Annotated in this window: 17 protein-coding genes; 7 read left to right on the forward strand and 10 right to left on the reverse strand. The window is 54.3% G+C overall.

The features are described 5' to 3' along the window. Window positions 1-61: 61 nt before the first annotated feature. The gene (locus tag KHS78_RS16425; RefSeq protein WP_211829568.1) at window positions 62-388 is read left to right on the forward strand and encodes a YbaB/EbfC family nucleoid-associated protein; all 327 of its coding nucleotides are present in this window, start codon (window positions 62-64) and stop codon (window positions 386-388) included. A gap of 13 nt (window positions 389-401) precedes the next feature. After that, a complete protein-coding gene (gene recR, locus KHS78_RS16430; protein WP_211829569.1) occupies window positions 402-1,004 on the forward strand; it encodes a recombination mediator RecR in 603 nt (200 codons plus the stop codon). A gap of 51 nt (window positions 1,005-1,055) precedes the next feature. On the opposite strand, the gene KHS78_RS16435 is transcribed toward recR, so the two are convergent. From KHS78_RS16435 to KHS78_RS16445, 3 genes are all read right to left on the reverse strand, one after another. Next, on the reverse strand, window positions 1,056-2,057 hold the full coding sequence (locus KHS78_RS16435; protein WP_211829570.1) for a hypothetical protein: 1,002 nt from the start codon (window positions 2,055-2,057) through the stop codon (window positions 1,056-1,058). Window positions 2,058-2,215: 158 nt separating this feature from the next. After that, the gene (locus KHS78_RS16440) at window positions 2,216-2,704 is read right to left on the reverse strand and encodes a peptidylprolyl isomerase (RefSeq protein ID WP_425513972.1); all 489 of its coding nucleotides are present in this window, start codon (window positions 2,702-2,704) and stop codon (window positions 2,216-2,218) included. 182 nt (window positions 2,705-2,886) lie between these two features. Then, a complete protein-coding gene (locus KHS78_RS16445; RefSeq protein WP_211829572.1) occupies window positions 2,887-3,414 on the reverse strand; it encodes a hypothetical protein in 528 nt (175 codons plus the stop codon). A 132-nt stretch (window positions 3,415-3,546) separates the two neighbouring features. Here KHS78_RS16445 and KHS78_RS16450 point away from each other — a divergent pair, with 132 nt between their 5' ends. Beyond that, entirely contained in the window at window positions 3,547-4,917 is a 1,371-nt protein-coding gene (locus KHS78_RS16450; RefSeq protein WP_211829574.1) for a substrate-binding domain-containing protein, read from the forward strand. Window positions 4,918-4,987: 70 nt separating this feature from the next. Here the strand turns inward: KHS78_RS16450 and KHS78_RS16455 are convergent, their stop codons facing one another. After that, window positions 4,988-5,572, reverse strand: coding sequence for a YecA/YgfB family protein (locus KHS78_RS16455; protein WP_211829575.1), 585 nt, complete (start codon window positions 5,570-5,572; stop codon window positions 4,988-4,990). 175 nt (window positions 5,573-5,747) lie between these two features. Here KHS78_RS16455 and recQ point away from each other — a divergent pair, with 175 nt between their 5' ends. Then, a complete protein-coding gene (recQ, locus tag KHS78_RS16460) occupies window positions 5,748-7,595 on the forward strand; it encodes a DNA helicase RecQ (protein WP_211829576.1) in 1,848 nt (615 codons plus the stop codon). A 7-nt stretch (window positions 7,596-7,602) separates the two neighbouring features. Here recQ and KHS78_RS16465 read toward each other — a convergent pair whose 3' ends face one another. Both KHS78_RS16465 and KHS78_RS16470 read right to left on the reverse strand, forming a co-directional pair. Then, entirely contained in the window at window positions 7,603-8,172 is a 570-nt protein-coding gene (locus KHS78_RS16465; RefSeq protein ID WP_211829577.1) for a SprT-like domain-containing protein, read from the reverse strand. A gap of 142 nt (window positions 8,173-8,314) precedes the next feature. Then, on the reverse strand, window positions 8,315-8,917 hold the full coding sequence (locus KHS78_RS16470) for a Yip1 family protein (protein ID WP_246506591.1): 603 nt from the start codon (window positions 8,915-8,917) through the stop codon (window positions 8,315-8,317). Between the two features lie 190 nt (window positions 8,918-9,107). Here KHS78_RS16470 and KHS78_RS16475 point away from each other — a divergent pair, with 190 nt between their 5' ends. Next, window positions 9,108-9,941 carry a glucosaminidase domain-containing protein gene (locus tag KHS78_RS16475; protein ID WP_211829578.1) on the forward strand — a complete coding sequence of 278 codons (834 nt, stop codon included), beginning with the start codon at window positions 9,108-9,110 and terminating at the stop codon, window positions 9,939-9,941. Window positions 9,942-9,985: 44 nt separating this feature from the next. Further along, the gene (locus tag KHS78_RS16480) at window positions 9,986-10,798 is read left to right on the forward strand and encodes a DUF547 domain-containing protein (RefSeq protein WP_211829579.1); all 813 of its coding nucleotides are present in this window, start codon (window positions 9,986-9,988) and stop codon (window positions 10,796-10,798) included. Window positions 10,799-10,842: 44 nt separating this feature from the next. Here the strand turns inward: KHS78_RS16480 and ttcA are convergent, their stop codons facing one another. Continuing rightward, entirely contained in the window at window positions 10,843-11,775 is a 933-nt protein-coding gene (ttcA, locus tag KHS78_RS16485; RefSeq protein WP_211829655.1) for a tRNA 2-thiocytidine(32) synthetase TtcA, read from the reverse strand. 361 nt (window positions 11,776-12,136) lie between these two features. Between ttcA and KHS78_RS16490 the strand changes: the two genes are divergently transcribed. Further along, window positions 12,137-12,466 (forward strand): TraR/DksA family transcriptional regulator, encoded by a 330-nt coding sequence (locus tag KHS78_RS16490; RefSeq protein WP_211829580.1) that lies wholly within the window; start codon window positions 12,137-12,139, stop codon window positions 12,464-12,466. Between the two features lie 23 nt (window positions 12,467-12,489). On the opposite strand, the gene KHS78_RS16495 is transcribed toward KHS78_RS16490, so the two are convergent. The 3 genes from KHS78_RS16495 to fnr form a co-directional block, all read right to left on the reverse strand. Then, window positions 12,490-12,990, reverse strand: a complete 501-nt coding sequence (locus KHS78_RS16495; RefSeq protein WP_211829581.1) for a hypothetical protein — start codon at window positions 12,988-12,990, stop codon at window positions 12,490-12,492. Between the two features lie 66 nt (window positions 12,991-13,056). Further along, window positions 13,057-13,590, reverse strand: a complete 534-nt coding sequence (locus KHS78_RS16500; RefSeq protein WP_211829583.1) for an adenine phosphoribosyltransferase — start codon at window positions 13,588-13,590, stop codon at window positions 13,057-13,059. Window positions 13,591-13,613: 23 nt separating this feature from the next. Then, a complete protein-coding gene (gene fnr, locus KHS78_RS16505) occupies window positions 13,614-14,372 on the reverse strand; it encodes a fumarate/nitrate reduction transcriptional regulator Fnr (RefSeq protein ID WP_211829584.1) in 759 nt (252 codons plus the stop codon). Window positions 14,373-14,534 lie beyond the last annotated feature (162 nt).

Here is a 14,534-nt window from a genome sequence, read left to right on the forward strand (position 1 = left end):
AACGACGAAATAGCAATATCAGATCTGTCTTGCCGGGCGGGTCGGTCAATATGAGGTGGATATGTTGAAAGGTGGAATGGGCAACCTGATGAAGCAGGCTCAGCAGATGCAGGAGCAGATGCAGAAAATGCAGGAAGAGCTGGCCAACGCCGAAGTGCAGGGTGAGTCTGGTGCCGGGCTGGTACAGGTGGTCATGAACGGGCGTCACGATGTTCGCCGTGTCACTATTGATCCCAGCCTGATGACTGAAGAGAAGGAAATGCTGGAAGATCTGTTGGCTGCAGCAGTGAACGACGCTGTACGCAAGCTGGAAAAGAACCAGCAGGACCGTATGTCTGAGCTGACAGGTGGCATGGGGCTGCCAGCCGGCTTCAAGATGCCTTTCTGAGACACGCCAAACTATGTCATTCAGCCCGTTAATTGTTCGCCTGATGGAGACGCTGCGCTGCTTGCCGGGTGTCGGTCCCAAGAGTGCTCAGCGTATGGCTATGCATCTGCTGGAGCGTGACCGGGGAGGGGCGCTGGCGCTTGCCGAAACGCTTCAGGCCGCCATGGAAGGGGTAGGGCACTGCAAGCGGTGTCGTACGCTAGCAGAGACTGAACTCTGCGCAATCTGCTCCAGCCATACGCGTGATCAGCGTTTGCTCTGTGTCGTTGAGACGCCTGCGGATGTCCTGGCCATTGAGCAGGCGGGGAGTTATCGCGGTTACTACTTTGTCCTTATGGGGCATCTGTCGCCTATTGATGGTATTGGTCCGGATGATATCGGTGCGCCTGAGTTGCTGCGTCTGCTGGATGAGATTGAGGTTGAGGAAGTGATTCTGGCGACCAACCCCACAGTGGAAGGGGAGGCGACGGCCCATTATCTGGCGGATCAGGTGCGTCGTCATGGATTGACGGTCTCGCGTATTGCCCATGGTGTGCCATTGGGGGGGGAGCTGGAGTACGTCGATGGCGGTACGCTGGCCCATGCCTTTGCCGGGCGCCGGGAGGTCACTGCCTGATTGTGAGTCCGGCGAGCCGATGATAATGGCTGGCCGGACTGATTGTTGTCGTCACTGGTTAGTGTTTCTCTTTATCATTTCCAGCATTGCACCCACCTTAACCATTTCCAGGCTTTCTTCGGCATTGACAGGCGTGATTTGATTCGCTGTTGTCAGCAGTTTCCTGATTTTGTCCGTTTCTTTGTTGCCGTAGAGTCGCTGCAGGGCGACGCTGTATTCTAATGGGATGACCGGTGGCAGTGGGGTATGAGTCATCGCCTGTTCAAACCATTTCCGCATGGTGTTTTCATTGGCGCCGTAGGTCATTCTGCCAACCAATTTTCCGGCTTTTTCGATTATTCCCGCGTGTACACCACCCAGTGCTGCGGCACCGAAAAGGTGGTCGGGTTGCAGTGACATTAAATGTTCAAGATCTGATTTCATAGGCCCGGTGTAACCGGTTGCCAGGGCTTCGCTGAGGCTGAGATCCTCGGCAATGCGGGCTTTGGCGTAAGCATTGCTGAACAGGACATAATGGGTTGCTGGCTGGTAATCACGCATGCTGTCAGAGAGTGTAATCACTTCCCGTAGAAGGTCATGCTTTTCCTGAGGCGATCGAGCTAAATGCTGGGCATAAATGCATTGTGCATAGAGCGCTGGGATATAGCCAGCGGGTCCCAGCCGTATCCCGAGCTGTTTAGCTTCCTGAAACCGGCCTTCGAACAGGGCGCGCCAGGCCTCCTGTAGCTGTAATGCGTAATGTTGGTATTGCGCATCACTGATAGCCTTGGGGTTGAGAGTCTGAGTGTCAGAGGTGTTGGCTTTGCTGAGTGCATCAGTAATGATTCTGGCCAGCTCGGGATAGCTGTTCACCATGCTTTTCAAATAGACGACATCAGGAAAAGGTTCATTAATACCGGTGGTGAGACGATCCCAATGATGTTTCAGTTTATCGCCACTGTAATCATATTGGGGGAGTGATTTAGGATAAACGGCCCATACATCGCTTGCCTGCGTGAAGTGCGACAGTGTGGCCAGGAGAAGTATCAGCAGGATGAGTGGTAATTTGCGCATTACCCGTCCTTTGTCTTTTGAAAAGTATTGTTATGCCAAAACAGCTGGTTTTGCCTTGTTTATTGAGGGGATAGTAACAAAGCGTCAGAGGTTTGGGTTGACTTCCCTGACAGGCCATGACCGATGACCGGTCATGGCGAATACAGAGCGATTGACCGTTATTGGCGTACAGTGACGCTGTTGATGGTGATGGTGTCTGCTGGAACATCAGCATGTGGTCCTTTACGGGTCGTGCGCACTTTGCCGATCTTCTCCACCACATTCATACCGTCGATGACCTCGCCAAAAACGGTGTAGCCGGGTTGAGACTGGGAGCCATCAAGGTAGTTATTGTCAACCAGGTTGATAAAGAACTGGCTGGTTGCGCTGTCAGGGTTGTTGGTTCTGGCCATGGCGATGGTGCCCCTCTGGTTGGACAGGCCGTTACCAGACTCATTCTGAATGGGTTTGTGTGTCTGCTTACGGCTCATCTCCGGCGTCATGCCGCCACCCTGGATCATAAAGTTAGCTATGACACGGTGGAAGATGGTGCCGTCGTAAAATCCTTCGTTGGCATAGTTGAGGAAATTGTGAACGGTTTCAGGGGCGTGTTTTTTATCCAGGTTGAGGGTGATCGTACCCTGGTTGGTGTTGATATCAACGATCACGCTGTTCGTTTGGGCTTCAGGTGTGCTGGTGGCCGATTCCGGTGAGCTGGCATGGCTGATACCGGTGGCCAGTAACAGTAATGCGCCAACGAAAGTGAGTAAACGGCTATGCATGATAGGATCCCATCGCTGTTGAGTGAATAGTGTTTGTCCCTGCCTGATTGGTCAGGGACAGTAACGGATTAATCCTGTGAGTCGAGCGTAATGTGACTGGTATCCGGTGCCGGCGGTGGCTCATCCTGGGCAGGATCAACCAGGTAGCCCGATTGTGGACGCAGGCTGATGTTGCTGGTGTCAGGGACATCGTATTGTGGTTCCGGTTTCTTGTCCTGGACGTCGGTGCCTGCAGGCTCAACGGAGATCCCTGCCTCGGGAGTGCTAATTTGGGTCTTGTCACTGGCCGAAGGTTCTGGTGACGGTTTGGGTTCAGGTGCCACAGCCGGGGAGGGTTCGGGTTGCGGTGCGGGAGCCTTTTCTGACTGTTTTGGTCTCAGCTGGCAGACGGCACCCGCCTTTTTTAAGGCGGCCTGGTATTTTTTGGCTGTCGCTTCATCCAGTCCGTTTTTCAAAACCACGGTTTTTCCGGAAAACAGTTTTTCAACCTGTGCCGGACTCGCTTTAAACAGGGCGGCGACGTTTTTTCGCACCTGCGCCTCTCCCACGTCGTCGTTGGTCTCACCGGAGAAGATCAGGTCGTAAGTGGCTGTCATACAGATATCCGTTGTTTGGTGCGGCTGATACCGCAGACCCCGTGTCATGTTTTCGCAATATTGTACTGCTAATTTTCTTACCAGCTAAAACCAATGATTGCAATAAAACGGACGAGAGGGGAGTACGGATACATGGTACGTTTACTGCTGGTTGTCGTGCTGATGGCAGGAGTTGCATCGCTGCGGGCCAGTGAGCAAATCGCGTCGAGCCTGTTTGTTGACCCGCCTGACGTGCTGTTCACGATGCAGGGGTCTAATACCATTGGTGCACGCCTGGCTCCAGCGCTGGTGCGGGACTGGTTGATGGCACGTGGCTTTCAGCAGGCGCAAATACAGCCAGCTGCCGTGGAGAATGAGCAGCGGATCGTGGCCATACATTCCAGTGGGCGTCATGTGACGGTTAACGTCAAGGCGCATGGCAGTTCCAGCGGATTCAGGGCTTTACTGAATAATGAGGCGGATATGGCGGCGTCATCACGTCAGATTCGCAAAAAAGAGCGGCTGGCGCTGGTGCGGTATGGTGACTTGATGTCGGCCTCATCCGAGTCTGTGGTTGGTATTGATGGTATTGCGGTCGTTGTGCACCCGGACAATCCGTTGCAACAGCTGAATATCGATCAGGTGGCACGGATTTTTTCCGGCGAAGTGTCGAACTGGTCAGAACTCGGTGGCGAGGATCGTCCCATAGTAGTCCATGCCCGGGACGAGCGGTCAGGCACCTGGGATACGTTTCGAAAATTGGTGTTGGGTAAGGATTACCCGCTGACACCGGCCGCTATCCGGTTTGAATCCAACGCCGTGCTGTCCGGACGCGTGACGGCCGATCGTGGTGCCATCGGTTTTGTGAGCCTGAATACGATCGGGCAGGCCAAGGCGCTGGCCATTGCCAGTGGCGAGGCCCGTGCATTGTGGCCTGGCCGGCTGACGGTGGCGACAGAAGATTACGCTTTGGCTCGCCGTCTTTTCTTCTATCTTCCTTCGATCCGCCCTAATGGCTATGCGCAGGATTTCATGGGCTTTGCGGTGAGCCGGCAGGGGCAGAAGGTGGTCGATCACGTGGGGTATATCTCCCAGAATGTGAAGCCGTTGTCGCCGGTATTGGATGATGAGCCGATCTACTACCGTGAACAGGTCGACAACCATTATCGGTTGTCGGTGAATTTCCGTTTTTATGAAGGCAAAGCCATGCTCGATAACAAGGCGCTGAAGGATGTTGAGCGGCTCGCATCGTTCCTTAAGGAGCAGCCCGGTCGACTGCTTCTGGTCGGTTTTGCGGAAACCAAAGGCTATAACCCCAATGCCAAGCTGCTGTCACGACTGCGGGGGCGCGTAGTGCGTCAGGCCTTGATCCGTGAGGGGGTTCCCCGTGCTCAGGTCGATGTTTTGGGGTTTGGCGCCTATCTGGCATTGACGGATCAACAAAACAATACAGGGAAGGTGAAAAACCGTCGGGTGGAGGTCTGGTATCGTCCTGATGCCAAGTCGGTCGTGGAGACTTTGTAAGCAGGAGCTTCTATGCACTGGTTGGGAGGGTATTGGTCGCGTGCTGGCACGTAACCAATACCCGCTTTCATTACTGTCTGCCGCTTTTCTTCTCGTCGGCGCTATGGAATAGCAGGTACATTTCGACCAGGATGTCAGGGAGCTGTTCGCACATATCGATGACCAGATCGGCATTGGCGCTGATCTCGCGGAACTCCGGCTCGTCACTGAATACGCCGGAAATGGTCATCACAGGGAGCAGTAACTCAGCCACTTCCTGTTCATGGGTATCCAGCCAGTGTTCTTCATGTTCAAAATGGGCTTCAATAAAACCGGTACTCCAGTCAGCCAGCGGGGAGTCCATCGGGGACTGGTTGGCTGCGACTTCAGCGGGAATCTCCAGTTCATCTTCATCGCTGTTGAGTTGGCGGTCAATCTCCGCACGGATAGTCCGGATGCCCTTGAGGGCGTTGTTCCTTGCTTCCGGGGAGGCCTGGTCTGTCAGTCCGGCTGCCATGTAATCCAGCGCGGTTGTATCGTCCACGGTCACCGGGCCGACAACCAGGCCAGTGAGAAATCCGTGGGCGGAGCAGTAATCCATGACATCTTCCTGCTGTTCGGTTTCGCGGTCGCCGGCCAGCTCGGTCAGGAAATCGGCAAGGTGCTGATGGTGCATATCCAAAGGAATAACCTCAAAAAGAATAAGATGGCAATCGGTCTGCCAGATGGGCGCATTCTAGGGCAGCGCGGCGCTCAAGCAAAGTGTATACTGCCTGGCTTGTTAAACCGTCTGACAGATTGCATCGCAGCCGTCTTACGGTCGTGATTCTGATCCTGGTGTAAGGTACTGAATGTCCGACAAGGCGCTTGAAGTTCTCCATAATACCTTTGGTTTTACGGCATTTCGCGGACAGCAGGAGCCGGTGATCCGGCGTGTGCTGGCCGGTGGGGATGCGCTCGTACTGATGCCGACCGGTGGTGGCAAAAGTCTCTGCTACCAGGTACCGGCATTAATACGGCCAGGAACCGCTGTTGTGGTTTCGCCCCTGATCGCCCTGATGGAAGACCAGGTGAGAAGCCTGAACCAGTTGGGTGTTCGGGTTGGATGCCTTAACTCGGCGATGTCTGTGCAGGAGCAGATGCAGACCGAAGAAGATCTGGTGCGTGGGGAACTGGATCTGCTCTACGTAGCGCCTGAGCGCCTGCTGTTGCCACGTATGCTGGCGATTCTGGAGCAGATTACGGTTGCGCTATTTGCCATTGACGAAGCCCATTGTGTCTCCCAATGGGGGCATGACTTCCGACCGGAATATCTGAAACTCGCTGTACTGGGGCAGCGTTTCCCCGGTGTGCCACGGGTGGCATTGACCGCCACGGCGGACAGCCGTACCCGGCGGGAAATCATTGAGCGCCTGGCGTTGAATCAGGCAGAGTCATTCGTTGGCAGCTTTGATCGTCCCAATATCTTTTATCGCATTTCCCAGAAGCGTCAGGCCAAGCAGCAGTTGCATGCGTTTATTTTGAAAGATCACCCGGGGGAATCAGGCATTGTTTACTGTATTTCCCGGAAGAAGGTCGAAGAACTGTCTGAGTGGCTGAATAATCACGGTATTCGTGCACTGCCTTACCATGCCGGTATGTCCCCGGAAACGCGTTCTCGCAACCAGCATCTTTTCCATAATGAGGAAGGGCTGATTATGGTGGCAACAGTAGCGTTTGGTATGGGGGTGGATAAGCCGGATGTCCGTTTTGTCGCGCACATGGATCTACCGCGCAGTATTGAGGCCTATTACCAGGAAACCGGTCGTGCCGGGCGGGACGGCTTGCCGGCAACCGCGTGGCTGGCTTATGGGTTGCAGGATGTCATTATTCTGGGGCAGATGCTGTCCCAGTCCAGTGCAGATGTCTCCGTCCGGAATGTTGAGAAGCAGAAGCTGGAGTCCATGCTGGCGTTCTGCGAAATCAGTGGTTGTCGTCGGCAGGCACTGCTGGCCTATTTTGATGAGGCGCTGGATGAACCCTGTGGGCATTGTGACCTCTGTGCAGAGCCGGTTGTGACCTGGGATGCCACCGATGCGGCCAGAAAAGCCCTGTCGAATGTCTATCGAACCGGTCAGCGTTATGGGGTTACCCATCTGGTGGATGTGCTGATGGGCAGAGAGAATGCCCGGGTGAAGCAGCTTGGGCATGACCAGTTGTCGACCTTTGGTATTGGTCGTGACCTCAGTCAGAAGCAGTGGCGTTCCGTGTATCGCCAGCTGGTGGCGCGTGGTTTTCTCAGTGTTATTGAAGAGCATGGCGGTTTGCAGTTGTCGGAAACAAGCCGTCCGCTCCTGCGCGGCGATGAAGTGTTGATGCTGCGGCGTGACCGGTACGAGGTGCAGGAGGCGCGTGAAACCCGAGATAGCATCGGAAAAGTGGTTGAAGTCCATCCGGAAGATGAGCCGCTCTGGGATGCGTTGCGGGAGGCGCGCCGGGAACTTGCCAAGGAACAGGGTATTCCTCCCTATATGATTTTCCATGATTCGACGCTGCGGGAAATGATTCGCCGTCGTCCCGCAAGTCTTAGCGAGATGGAGCAGGTGTCCGGTGTTGGTCAACGCAAGTTGCTGGCTTACGGGGATGAATTCCTGACAGTGTTAAGAGTGTTTGAGGCCTCTTCCGTTAGCGCTGGCGAAGCCGAGGATGCCTTGGCCTGAGGTTCGCTCAGGCTGTCTTTGGGATTGGCTGTTGCCTGGGATTTCGGGCGTCAAAACGGAATGCCAGCGCAGATCCGCAGTGTTGGCAGTGATATTTAACGCCTCGCTGAATCCGGTTGTGGCGAATAGCTGTTAGTGGAATTTCCCGCTCCGGACAGTCGCAGCCATAGATGAAATGGTGACGCCCGGCATGGCGTATATCGTAGTTGTGGCAGCGCTCCGGTGGTACCTGAAACAGCGTCATGACGGCTTGCCACTCCTTGCCGTGGGGTTTTATCCGGTGGCCGTAGACTTTGGCAGCGATCAGATGTGCCACTTCATGGGCAACGATATGATGGACAAAATGGGTGGGGTTTTGCCGGTAGAGGGCAGGGTTGAATCTTAGCCGATTCTTGCCAGGGAGTGCCTGCCCGGCGTCGCTACCCAGTAAATCCATCAGGATTATCGGGGGAGGGAAAGGGATATCGTAATAATGGGACGCTTTGCGGATAAGCTGGTGAATGCGTCTGTTGATGTCCTGCTCTATCTGGCTCACGGCGACTGCCCTTAGTACCGGTATACGATAAACCTTTCTCATGTTGATTAGATCATGCCTTGCGTAAGGCCATGGATACTAGCCGTAATTGGACGTATCGTCCGGTTGGGGGAACTGTACGTAGCAGAAATGCGGATTAATGGCGGGTTAGGGAGGCAGCTTTGCAGCCAGCCTCCCGACAGGCTCAGCTGGTGTAGATGGGGCCAACCCCGATACTCCACAGAACGACGGTGATGGCAAGAATCGCCACCAGTACCACCAGGGCAATACAGAGTATTGAGCTGGAAAAGACAAAGCCCTGCTCTTTGCTGATATTCATAAAGACCGGCAGGCCTGTATAGAGCAGGTAGGTCGACCAGCTGGCGGCCGCCAGCCCAACCAGCATCATCAGCCAGAGGGACGGGTATAGGCCGATCAATCCGGCGAGAAACAGGGGGGTGGTGGTGTAGGAGGCAAAGGTAACGCACTGGCTGATGGTGGGAAAGCACTCATACGTTTGTGCCATCCAGTGGATTGCCCGACCCATCACGTAGACACCTGACAGCATGGCCAGATAAGCCAGCAGAGCCATGGAGGCAGCACTGTCAGTCGTCAGTCTGACAACCTCTTTGCTGCCCGCCAGGGACCACCCGGTCACTGTTGTGCCAATATAGGTACATATGGCTGGAATCGCCGCCAGGATAACCACATTGGCCATATAGGTTTTGATGATAGAGGATTTTTCTTCACGGATACTGCGCCATTCCTGGTCAGGATGCGTGAATAATCCCCAAACATGAAGCGCCATGATTCTGCCTCCTTGCCAGTCGATCAGGAAACTCCTGGACTGCTCATGAGCTGGCTTGTCTGTTTTGGTTGTGGGTCTATTGTCAATACTGCTAATAAACAGTAGAACAGGCGGCGCTCCGGATGGCAATAGTCAGCATTGTATGAAAAACTGTTTTATCTCGTTAATTTACATAAAAGCTTGAGGTGCTATGTCGGCGAAGCAGGGATTAGGCAAGATGGCAGCGGTATTGCTGCTGTTACTGGTATTGACGGTTTTGCTGGTCAATTCTGTTCTTGATCGAAAGGCGGAAAGCACCGTGACGGAACCGGTTGTGACTAGCGAGCCTGTGATTGAAAGTGAAATGCCCGATTTTGGCAGTATCCAGGATGTTAGGGCGAAAAAGGCTGCCTTTTTTGGGTATATGAAGCCCATTGTTGATGCTGAAAACCAGAAAATAGCGGCCGAGCGTACCCGTATCCAGCAGCTATCCAGTCAGTCCTCGTTGAGTGAAAAAGATAAGACGTGGCTGGCTTCTGTAGCGAAAAAATACCGTCTGACACTGGCGGATGAATTAACGCCGCAGTGGTATGCTGCTCTGCTTGAGCGTGTTGATACACTGCCTGTCTCGCTGGCGCTTGCCCAGGCTGCGAATGAATCGGCCTGGGGAACATCCCGCTTTGCTCGAGCAGGGAATAACCTGTTTGGGCAGTGGTGTTTCAGCAAGGGGTGTGGTCTGGTGCCCACGCAGCGCAGTGAAGGGGCCGACCATGAAGTCAGAAAATTTGACTCCGTCGCTGGCTCTGTGGCTGCCTATCTCCTGAATATCAATACCCATGCTCAGTATGCGGATCTGCGGGCCTTGCGTGCCGGGGCCCGTCGGGACGATCAACCGGTTACCGGGCTTTACCTGTCTCCAGGTCTTGTACGCTATTCCCAACGGGGCGAAGCCTATGTTCATGAGTTGATGGCGATGATCACGGGCAACGGTCTTGAAAAGTACGATGTCGCGCTTACGGCACCAGCCAGTCCGGGGGCTGGCTAATCCAATAGACACGATTGATTTGAATCCAGGGGGGAGGGAAGCCCATGTGGCGCAATTGGCTATCAGGGGTAATCATCTGGTGTCTGGCAGGTTTGGCTGTCGCGGCCCCAAAGAGTGAGTATTGGGCGCTGTGGGACCGTAGTCATGAGAATAGCGCTGAAGCGATTTCACATGTGGAATGGCAGCGCTTGCTGGATGCCTATCTGGTTGAAAGGCCTGACGTGCGCCTGTTTGATTATGGTCGTGTTTCTGCGGAAGATCGCGCCAGTCTTGATCATTATCTGGCGTATCTGGCGGGTCTTGATCCCCGCGGCTATAACCGTCGAGAGCAGATGGCGTACTGGATTAATCTCTACAATGCAGTGACGGTTCGGCTTATTCTTGATCATCATCCGGTGAAATCCATCCGAAAACTGGGTGAAGGTTTTTTCAGCTTTGGTCCCTGGGATGACGACCTCATCACTGTGGCGGGGCAGCGGTTGACCCTGAATGATATCGAACATCGTATTTTGCGTCCGATCTGGAAAGACAAACGGATTCATTATGCGGTGAACTGTGCCAGCATGGGATGCCCTGATCTGGCGCTCTCGGCTTACACCGGTGCAAATCTCGATACACAGCTGGAAAAGGCTGCCAGCCGGTACATCAACCAAGCGAAAGGCGTAAGGCTGGAAGGGGGAGTGCTGTCTCTTTCCAAGATTTACGATTGGTATGCCGTTGATTTCGGTGATTATCAGTCATTGATGAAGCATTTGCAGCAATACGCGACGGTGGAATTCCGGGACAAGCTGGCGGCTTTCAAGGGACGTGTTCGTTACGATTATGACTGGGATCTGAATGATACCCGTGGTCAATAGTTTAGAGTAAAGAAAAAAGGGGCAGTATTGCCCCTTTTTTCTTATTAAGCCGGTCTATCCATGATATTAACCGGTTTTATGACGGTGTCTTCAGTCTCCGCCTCTTCATCATTATCCGCAGTAAACTGGAGCGGGAATGTTTCCCGGTCAAATGCCGTGTCACCATCCTCAACAGGGGTGCCTCGTGGCGCCAGATTGCTGAAATCGTAGAGCCTGGTATCTGCCAGGTGAGAGGGCGCGACATTGGTCACCGCCCTGAACATGCTTTCAATCCGGCCGGGGAAGCGTTTGTCCCACTCGGTCATCATGCCCTTGATCGTCTGGCGCTGGAGGTTAGGCTGGGAGCCGCACAGATTGCAGGGGATGATAGGGAATTCTTTCAGTTCGGCAAATTTGGCGATATCTTTTTCCCGGCAGAACGCCAGGGGGCGAATGACAATGTGTTTGCCGTCATCGCTGATCAGTTTGGGCGGCATGGCCTTGAGTTTGCCACCATAGAACATGTTCAGGAACAGGGTTTCCAGGATGTCCTCCCGGTGGTGACCCAGGGCAATCTTGGTGGCACCGAGTTCAGTAGCTGTGCGGTAAAGGATGCCTCGGCGCAGGCGTGAGCAGAGTGCGCAGGTGGTTTTGCCTTCAGGGACCTTGTCCTTGACGATGCTGTACGTGTCTTCTTCGATAATTCGGTATTCCACACCCAGGCTGGCCAGGTATTCCGGCAGTACGTGCTCAGGGAAGCCTGGCTGCTTCTGATCCAGGTTGACGGCGACCAGTTCAAACCTGACCGGGGCATATCTCTGCAGGTTGAGCAGGATGTCGAGCATGGCGTAGCTGTCCTTGCCACCGGACAGGCAGCACATGATGCGGTCGCCATCCTCAATCATGTTGTAGGCAGCAATAGCCTGACCGGTCAGGCGGCGCAGGCGCTTCTGCAGCTTGTTGAAATTGACTTTTTCGCTTCGGGTCTCAATCTGCATACAGTCAGGATACTTGGTTGTGTCAGTGGACACACCGTGATGAACAGGAATACCGTTCTTGTTAACCACAGTGATGAAAGTTCGCAGCATTATAAAGACCCGGGCGCAAATAATCAGGTATTCATGACCGCAGGCATGCGCGGTTAATACATAGATTTTTCTTGGCAGAAATACCCCTGGAGATTTTCTGGCAGGAAACCCTGTGGCAGGATAGGGCTTTGCTAGACTATTTGGCTGATTTGGTGGGGTGATGAGTCCGCAGTATTGATCATTCCGGTCATGATTCAGATCAACCGCGCTGACCGGCAGTCTGACTAGAATAGGGCATGGGCGGGATCTTGTTAGCTACAGAGGGAGTCGAATGAACAAAGAATACGAGGTGTTTTGCCAGCGGCTGAAAACCCGGCAGGATGAGCTGGAGCGGCGTGTCGCCAACATTACCCGGGATGTGACCCGTAAGGCCAGTGCAGACTGGTCCGAGCAGGCCCAGGAGCGTGAAAATGACGAGGTGCTGGATGCATTGGGTAATGAGGCGGTGGCTGAATTGCGCCTGATCCAGAAAGCGCTGGAGCGAATAGAGGAAGGCGACTACGGAATTTGTACCGGGTGCGGTGGTGACATTCCCATGGCGCGCCTCGAAATCATGCCCTATACCGATCTCTGCGTGAAATGCGCGGAAAATCAGGAATAAGCAGAAGCAGGCGCTTGCTGGCGTCAGGCTGCGACTGTCTTGCCCAGGATCAGCTGGTTGTAGTGTTCGATGAACGCTTCCGGTGAGTGGCTGTTTTCGCTCTGGTAATGTTGCTGCCAGAGGGGGGCTAGCTGCTGTGGGTCGTTGGCGGCTGCCGGGTCGTCATTCATTGGGGCGGCGCTCAGGTACACCATCCAGGCAATGGCGGTCGCATAGGAGAGGTTGGTGGCGAGTTCTGCGTGCGGGTGTAGCAGAAATTCCCGTTGACTGGCCAGCCCCCTGACCTTGCTGGCCAGTTCATGCTGATTGTAGAGAAAGGTGTCCCAGATTCTGCGATGGGTCTCCGGGCTGATCTGATAAATGCCGAGTGAGGCTTGATTGGCAAGATGGAGGTGGGAGCCAAGGCCCGATTCCACGGCTGCTGTGCCCAGAAGCAGGTTTTCTGCTAACGGTGACCGCATATCGAGATGGTCTAACGTGGGTTGGACGACATACTCCCTGAATTCGTCTGCGCAGATTCCCATGGTCTTCAGGCTTCCCTGCCTTAAGGTTCTATAAACGGGGAATCGGCGGTAATGCCAATAGCTTGATCAATAGCTACAGAGGCTGAAGCTGGGAATGCCTTCCGCGTCGAGGCGTTTTGACCCACCGAGTGCCGGAAGATCAATGATGGCAGCCGCTTCGACCGGCTCAGCACCCAGTCGGCGACAGAGTCGGGCTGCAGCGCAAAGGGTCCCGCCCGTGGCAATCAGGTCATCCGCTAAAAGCAGGCGATCACCCTTTTTCAGTGCGTCCGTGTGAATTTCGAGTGCGGCTGAACCGTACTCCAGTTCATACTCTTCGCGAATCACATCATAGGGTAGTTTTCCGGGCTTTCTGAAAATGACGAGTGGCAGACCCAGTTTGCAGGCCAGTGGTGAGCCAACCAGAAAGCCACGTGCGTCCAGTGCACCGATATGCGTGATAGCCTGGCCCTGGTAGCGTTCGGCCAGGGTGTCGATGATCATTTGTGTCCCTTTTGGGGACTGAAACAGTGGCGTGATATCGCGAAATGTCACGCCGGGTTCAGGCCAGTTGGGTATGGCCCGAATCAGGGAGTGGAGCAGTTGCTGGTCAAAAACCATCAGAGCTTGAATCCTGCGGTGGGTTACTGAATGTTGACAATGTCCTGGTGTTCAACAAGCTTGCCACCGGCCAGGGCACACAGTTCCATGGCGTTGGTGATCTCAATCTCTTTGCCGTTGGCGTTGATCAGGCCGTTTTTCTGGAAACGGGTGAACACACGGCTGACAGTTTCTACCGCCAGGCCCAGGTAGTTGCCCATTTCGTTGCGGGACATCGACAGGCGGAAAGACTGCGATGAAAAGCCGCGGCGACGGAACCGGCTGGCCAGGTTGATCAGGAATGTGGCGATCCGTTCGTCCGCGTTTTTCTTCGATAGCAGCAATTTCATCTGCTGGTCTTCGCGGATTTTACGACACATGATGCGCATCAGCTGACGACGCAACTCAGGGTAGTCGTCGGACAGCTTTTCCAGGCGATCAAACGGAATCTCGCAGACCATGGTGGTTTCAATGGCTTGGGCAGACACCGGGTAAGCCTCCGTGTCAAGACCGCTGAGACCCACCAATTCACTGGGCAGGTAGAAGCCCGTGATCTGCTCTTCGCCTTCGTTGGTGGCTGTGTAGGTTTTCAGTGCGCCGGAGCGTACTGCATAGACACTGTGAAAGGGATCGCCTTCGAGGAACAGGTGCTCGCCTTTTTTCAGCGGACGTCCTCGCTTGATGATCCTGTCAAGTTCATCAATATCTTCAATTTTCAGCGCCAGTGGCAGGCAGAGCTGACTCAGGCTGCAGTCTCTGCAGGCCACATGAGTCACTTGCCGCACATTCAGCTTGGACACCATACAGAAGAACCCCTGTGAACCGGTGGGTGTAAAAGTCGTTGCGGCCGTATTGTAGGGGATTCTCCTGACAAGTTTAAGACTGTGAGGATACGTATCTGAATGTTTCATGAAAAAAAGCCGGTTTCAACGTCAGTAAAAACGTGAAACCGGCTTGTATGCAAG

The organism is Kistimonas asteriae (assembly GCF_018263925.1).
Taxonomy (GTDB): domain Bacteria; phylum Pseudomonadota; class Gammaproteobacteria; order Pseudomonadales; family Endozoicomonadaceae; genus Kistimonas; species Kistimonas asteriae.

Coding starts and splice junctions, on each gene's coding strand:
- KHS78_RS16450 (WP_211829574.1), top strand. CDS start 3,547: ATGGTACGTTTACTGCTGGTTGTCGTGCTGATGGCAGGAGTTGCATCG.
- recQ (WP_211829576.1), top strand. CDS start 5,748: ATGTCCGACAAGGCGCTTGAAGTTCTCCATAATACCTTTGGTTTTACG.
- KHS78_RS16490 (WP_211829580.1), top strand. CDS start 12,137: ATGAACAAAGAATACGAGGTGTTTTGCCAGCGGCTGAAAACCCGGCAG.
- KHS78_RS16500 (WP_211829583.1), bottom strand. CDS start 13,590: ATGGTTTTTGACCAGCAACTGCTCCACTCCCTGATTCGGGCCATACCC.
- KHS78_RS16455 (WP_211829575.1), bottom strand. CDS start 5,572: ATGCACCATCAGCACCTTGCCGATTTCCTGACCGAGCTGGCCGGCGAC.
- ttcA (WP_211829655.1), bottom strand. CDS start 11,775: ATGCAGATTGAGACCCGAAGCGAAAAAGTCAATTTCAACAAGCTGCAG.
- KHS78_RS16495 (WP_211829581.1), bottom strand. CDS start 12,990: ATGGGAATCTGCGCAGACGAATTCAGGGAGTATGTCGTCCAACCCACG.
- KHS78_RS16465 (WP_211829577.1), bottom strand. CDS start 8,172: ATGAGAAAGGTTTATCGTATACCGGTACTAAGGGCAGTCGCCGTGAGC.
- fnr (WP_211829584.1), bottom strand. CDS start 14,372: ATGGTGTCCAAGCTGAATGTGCGGCAAGTGACTCATGTGGCCTGCAGA.
- KHS78_RS16475 (WP_211829578.1), top strand. CDS start 9,108: ATGTCGGCGAAGCAGGGATTAGGCAAGATGGCAGCGGTATTGCTGCTG.
- recR (WP_211829569.1), top strand. CDS start 402: ATGTCATTCAGCCCGTTAATTGTTCGCCTGATGGAGACGCTGCGCTGC.
- KHS78_RS16425 (WP_211829568.1), top strand. CDS start 62: ATGTTGAAAGGTGGAATGGGCAACCTGATGAAGCAGGCTCAGCAGATG.
- KHS78_RS16445 (WP_211829572.1), bottom strand. CDS start 3,414: ATGACAGCCACTTACGACCTGATCTTCTCCGGTGAGACCAACGACGAC.
- KHS78_RS16470 (WP_246506591.1), bottom strand. CDS start 8,917: ATGGCGCTTCATGTTTGGGGATTATTCACGCATCCTGACCAGGAATGG.
- KHS78_RS16480 (WP_211829579.1), top strand. CDS start 9,986: ATGTGGCGCAATTGGCTATCAGGGGTAATCATCTGGTGTCTGGCAGGT.
- KHS78_RS16435 (WP_211829570.1), bottom strand. CDS start 2,057: ATGCGCAAATTACCACTCATCCTGCTGATACTTCTCCTGGCCACACTG.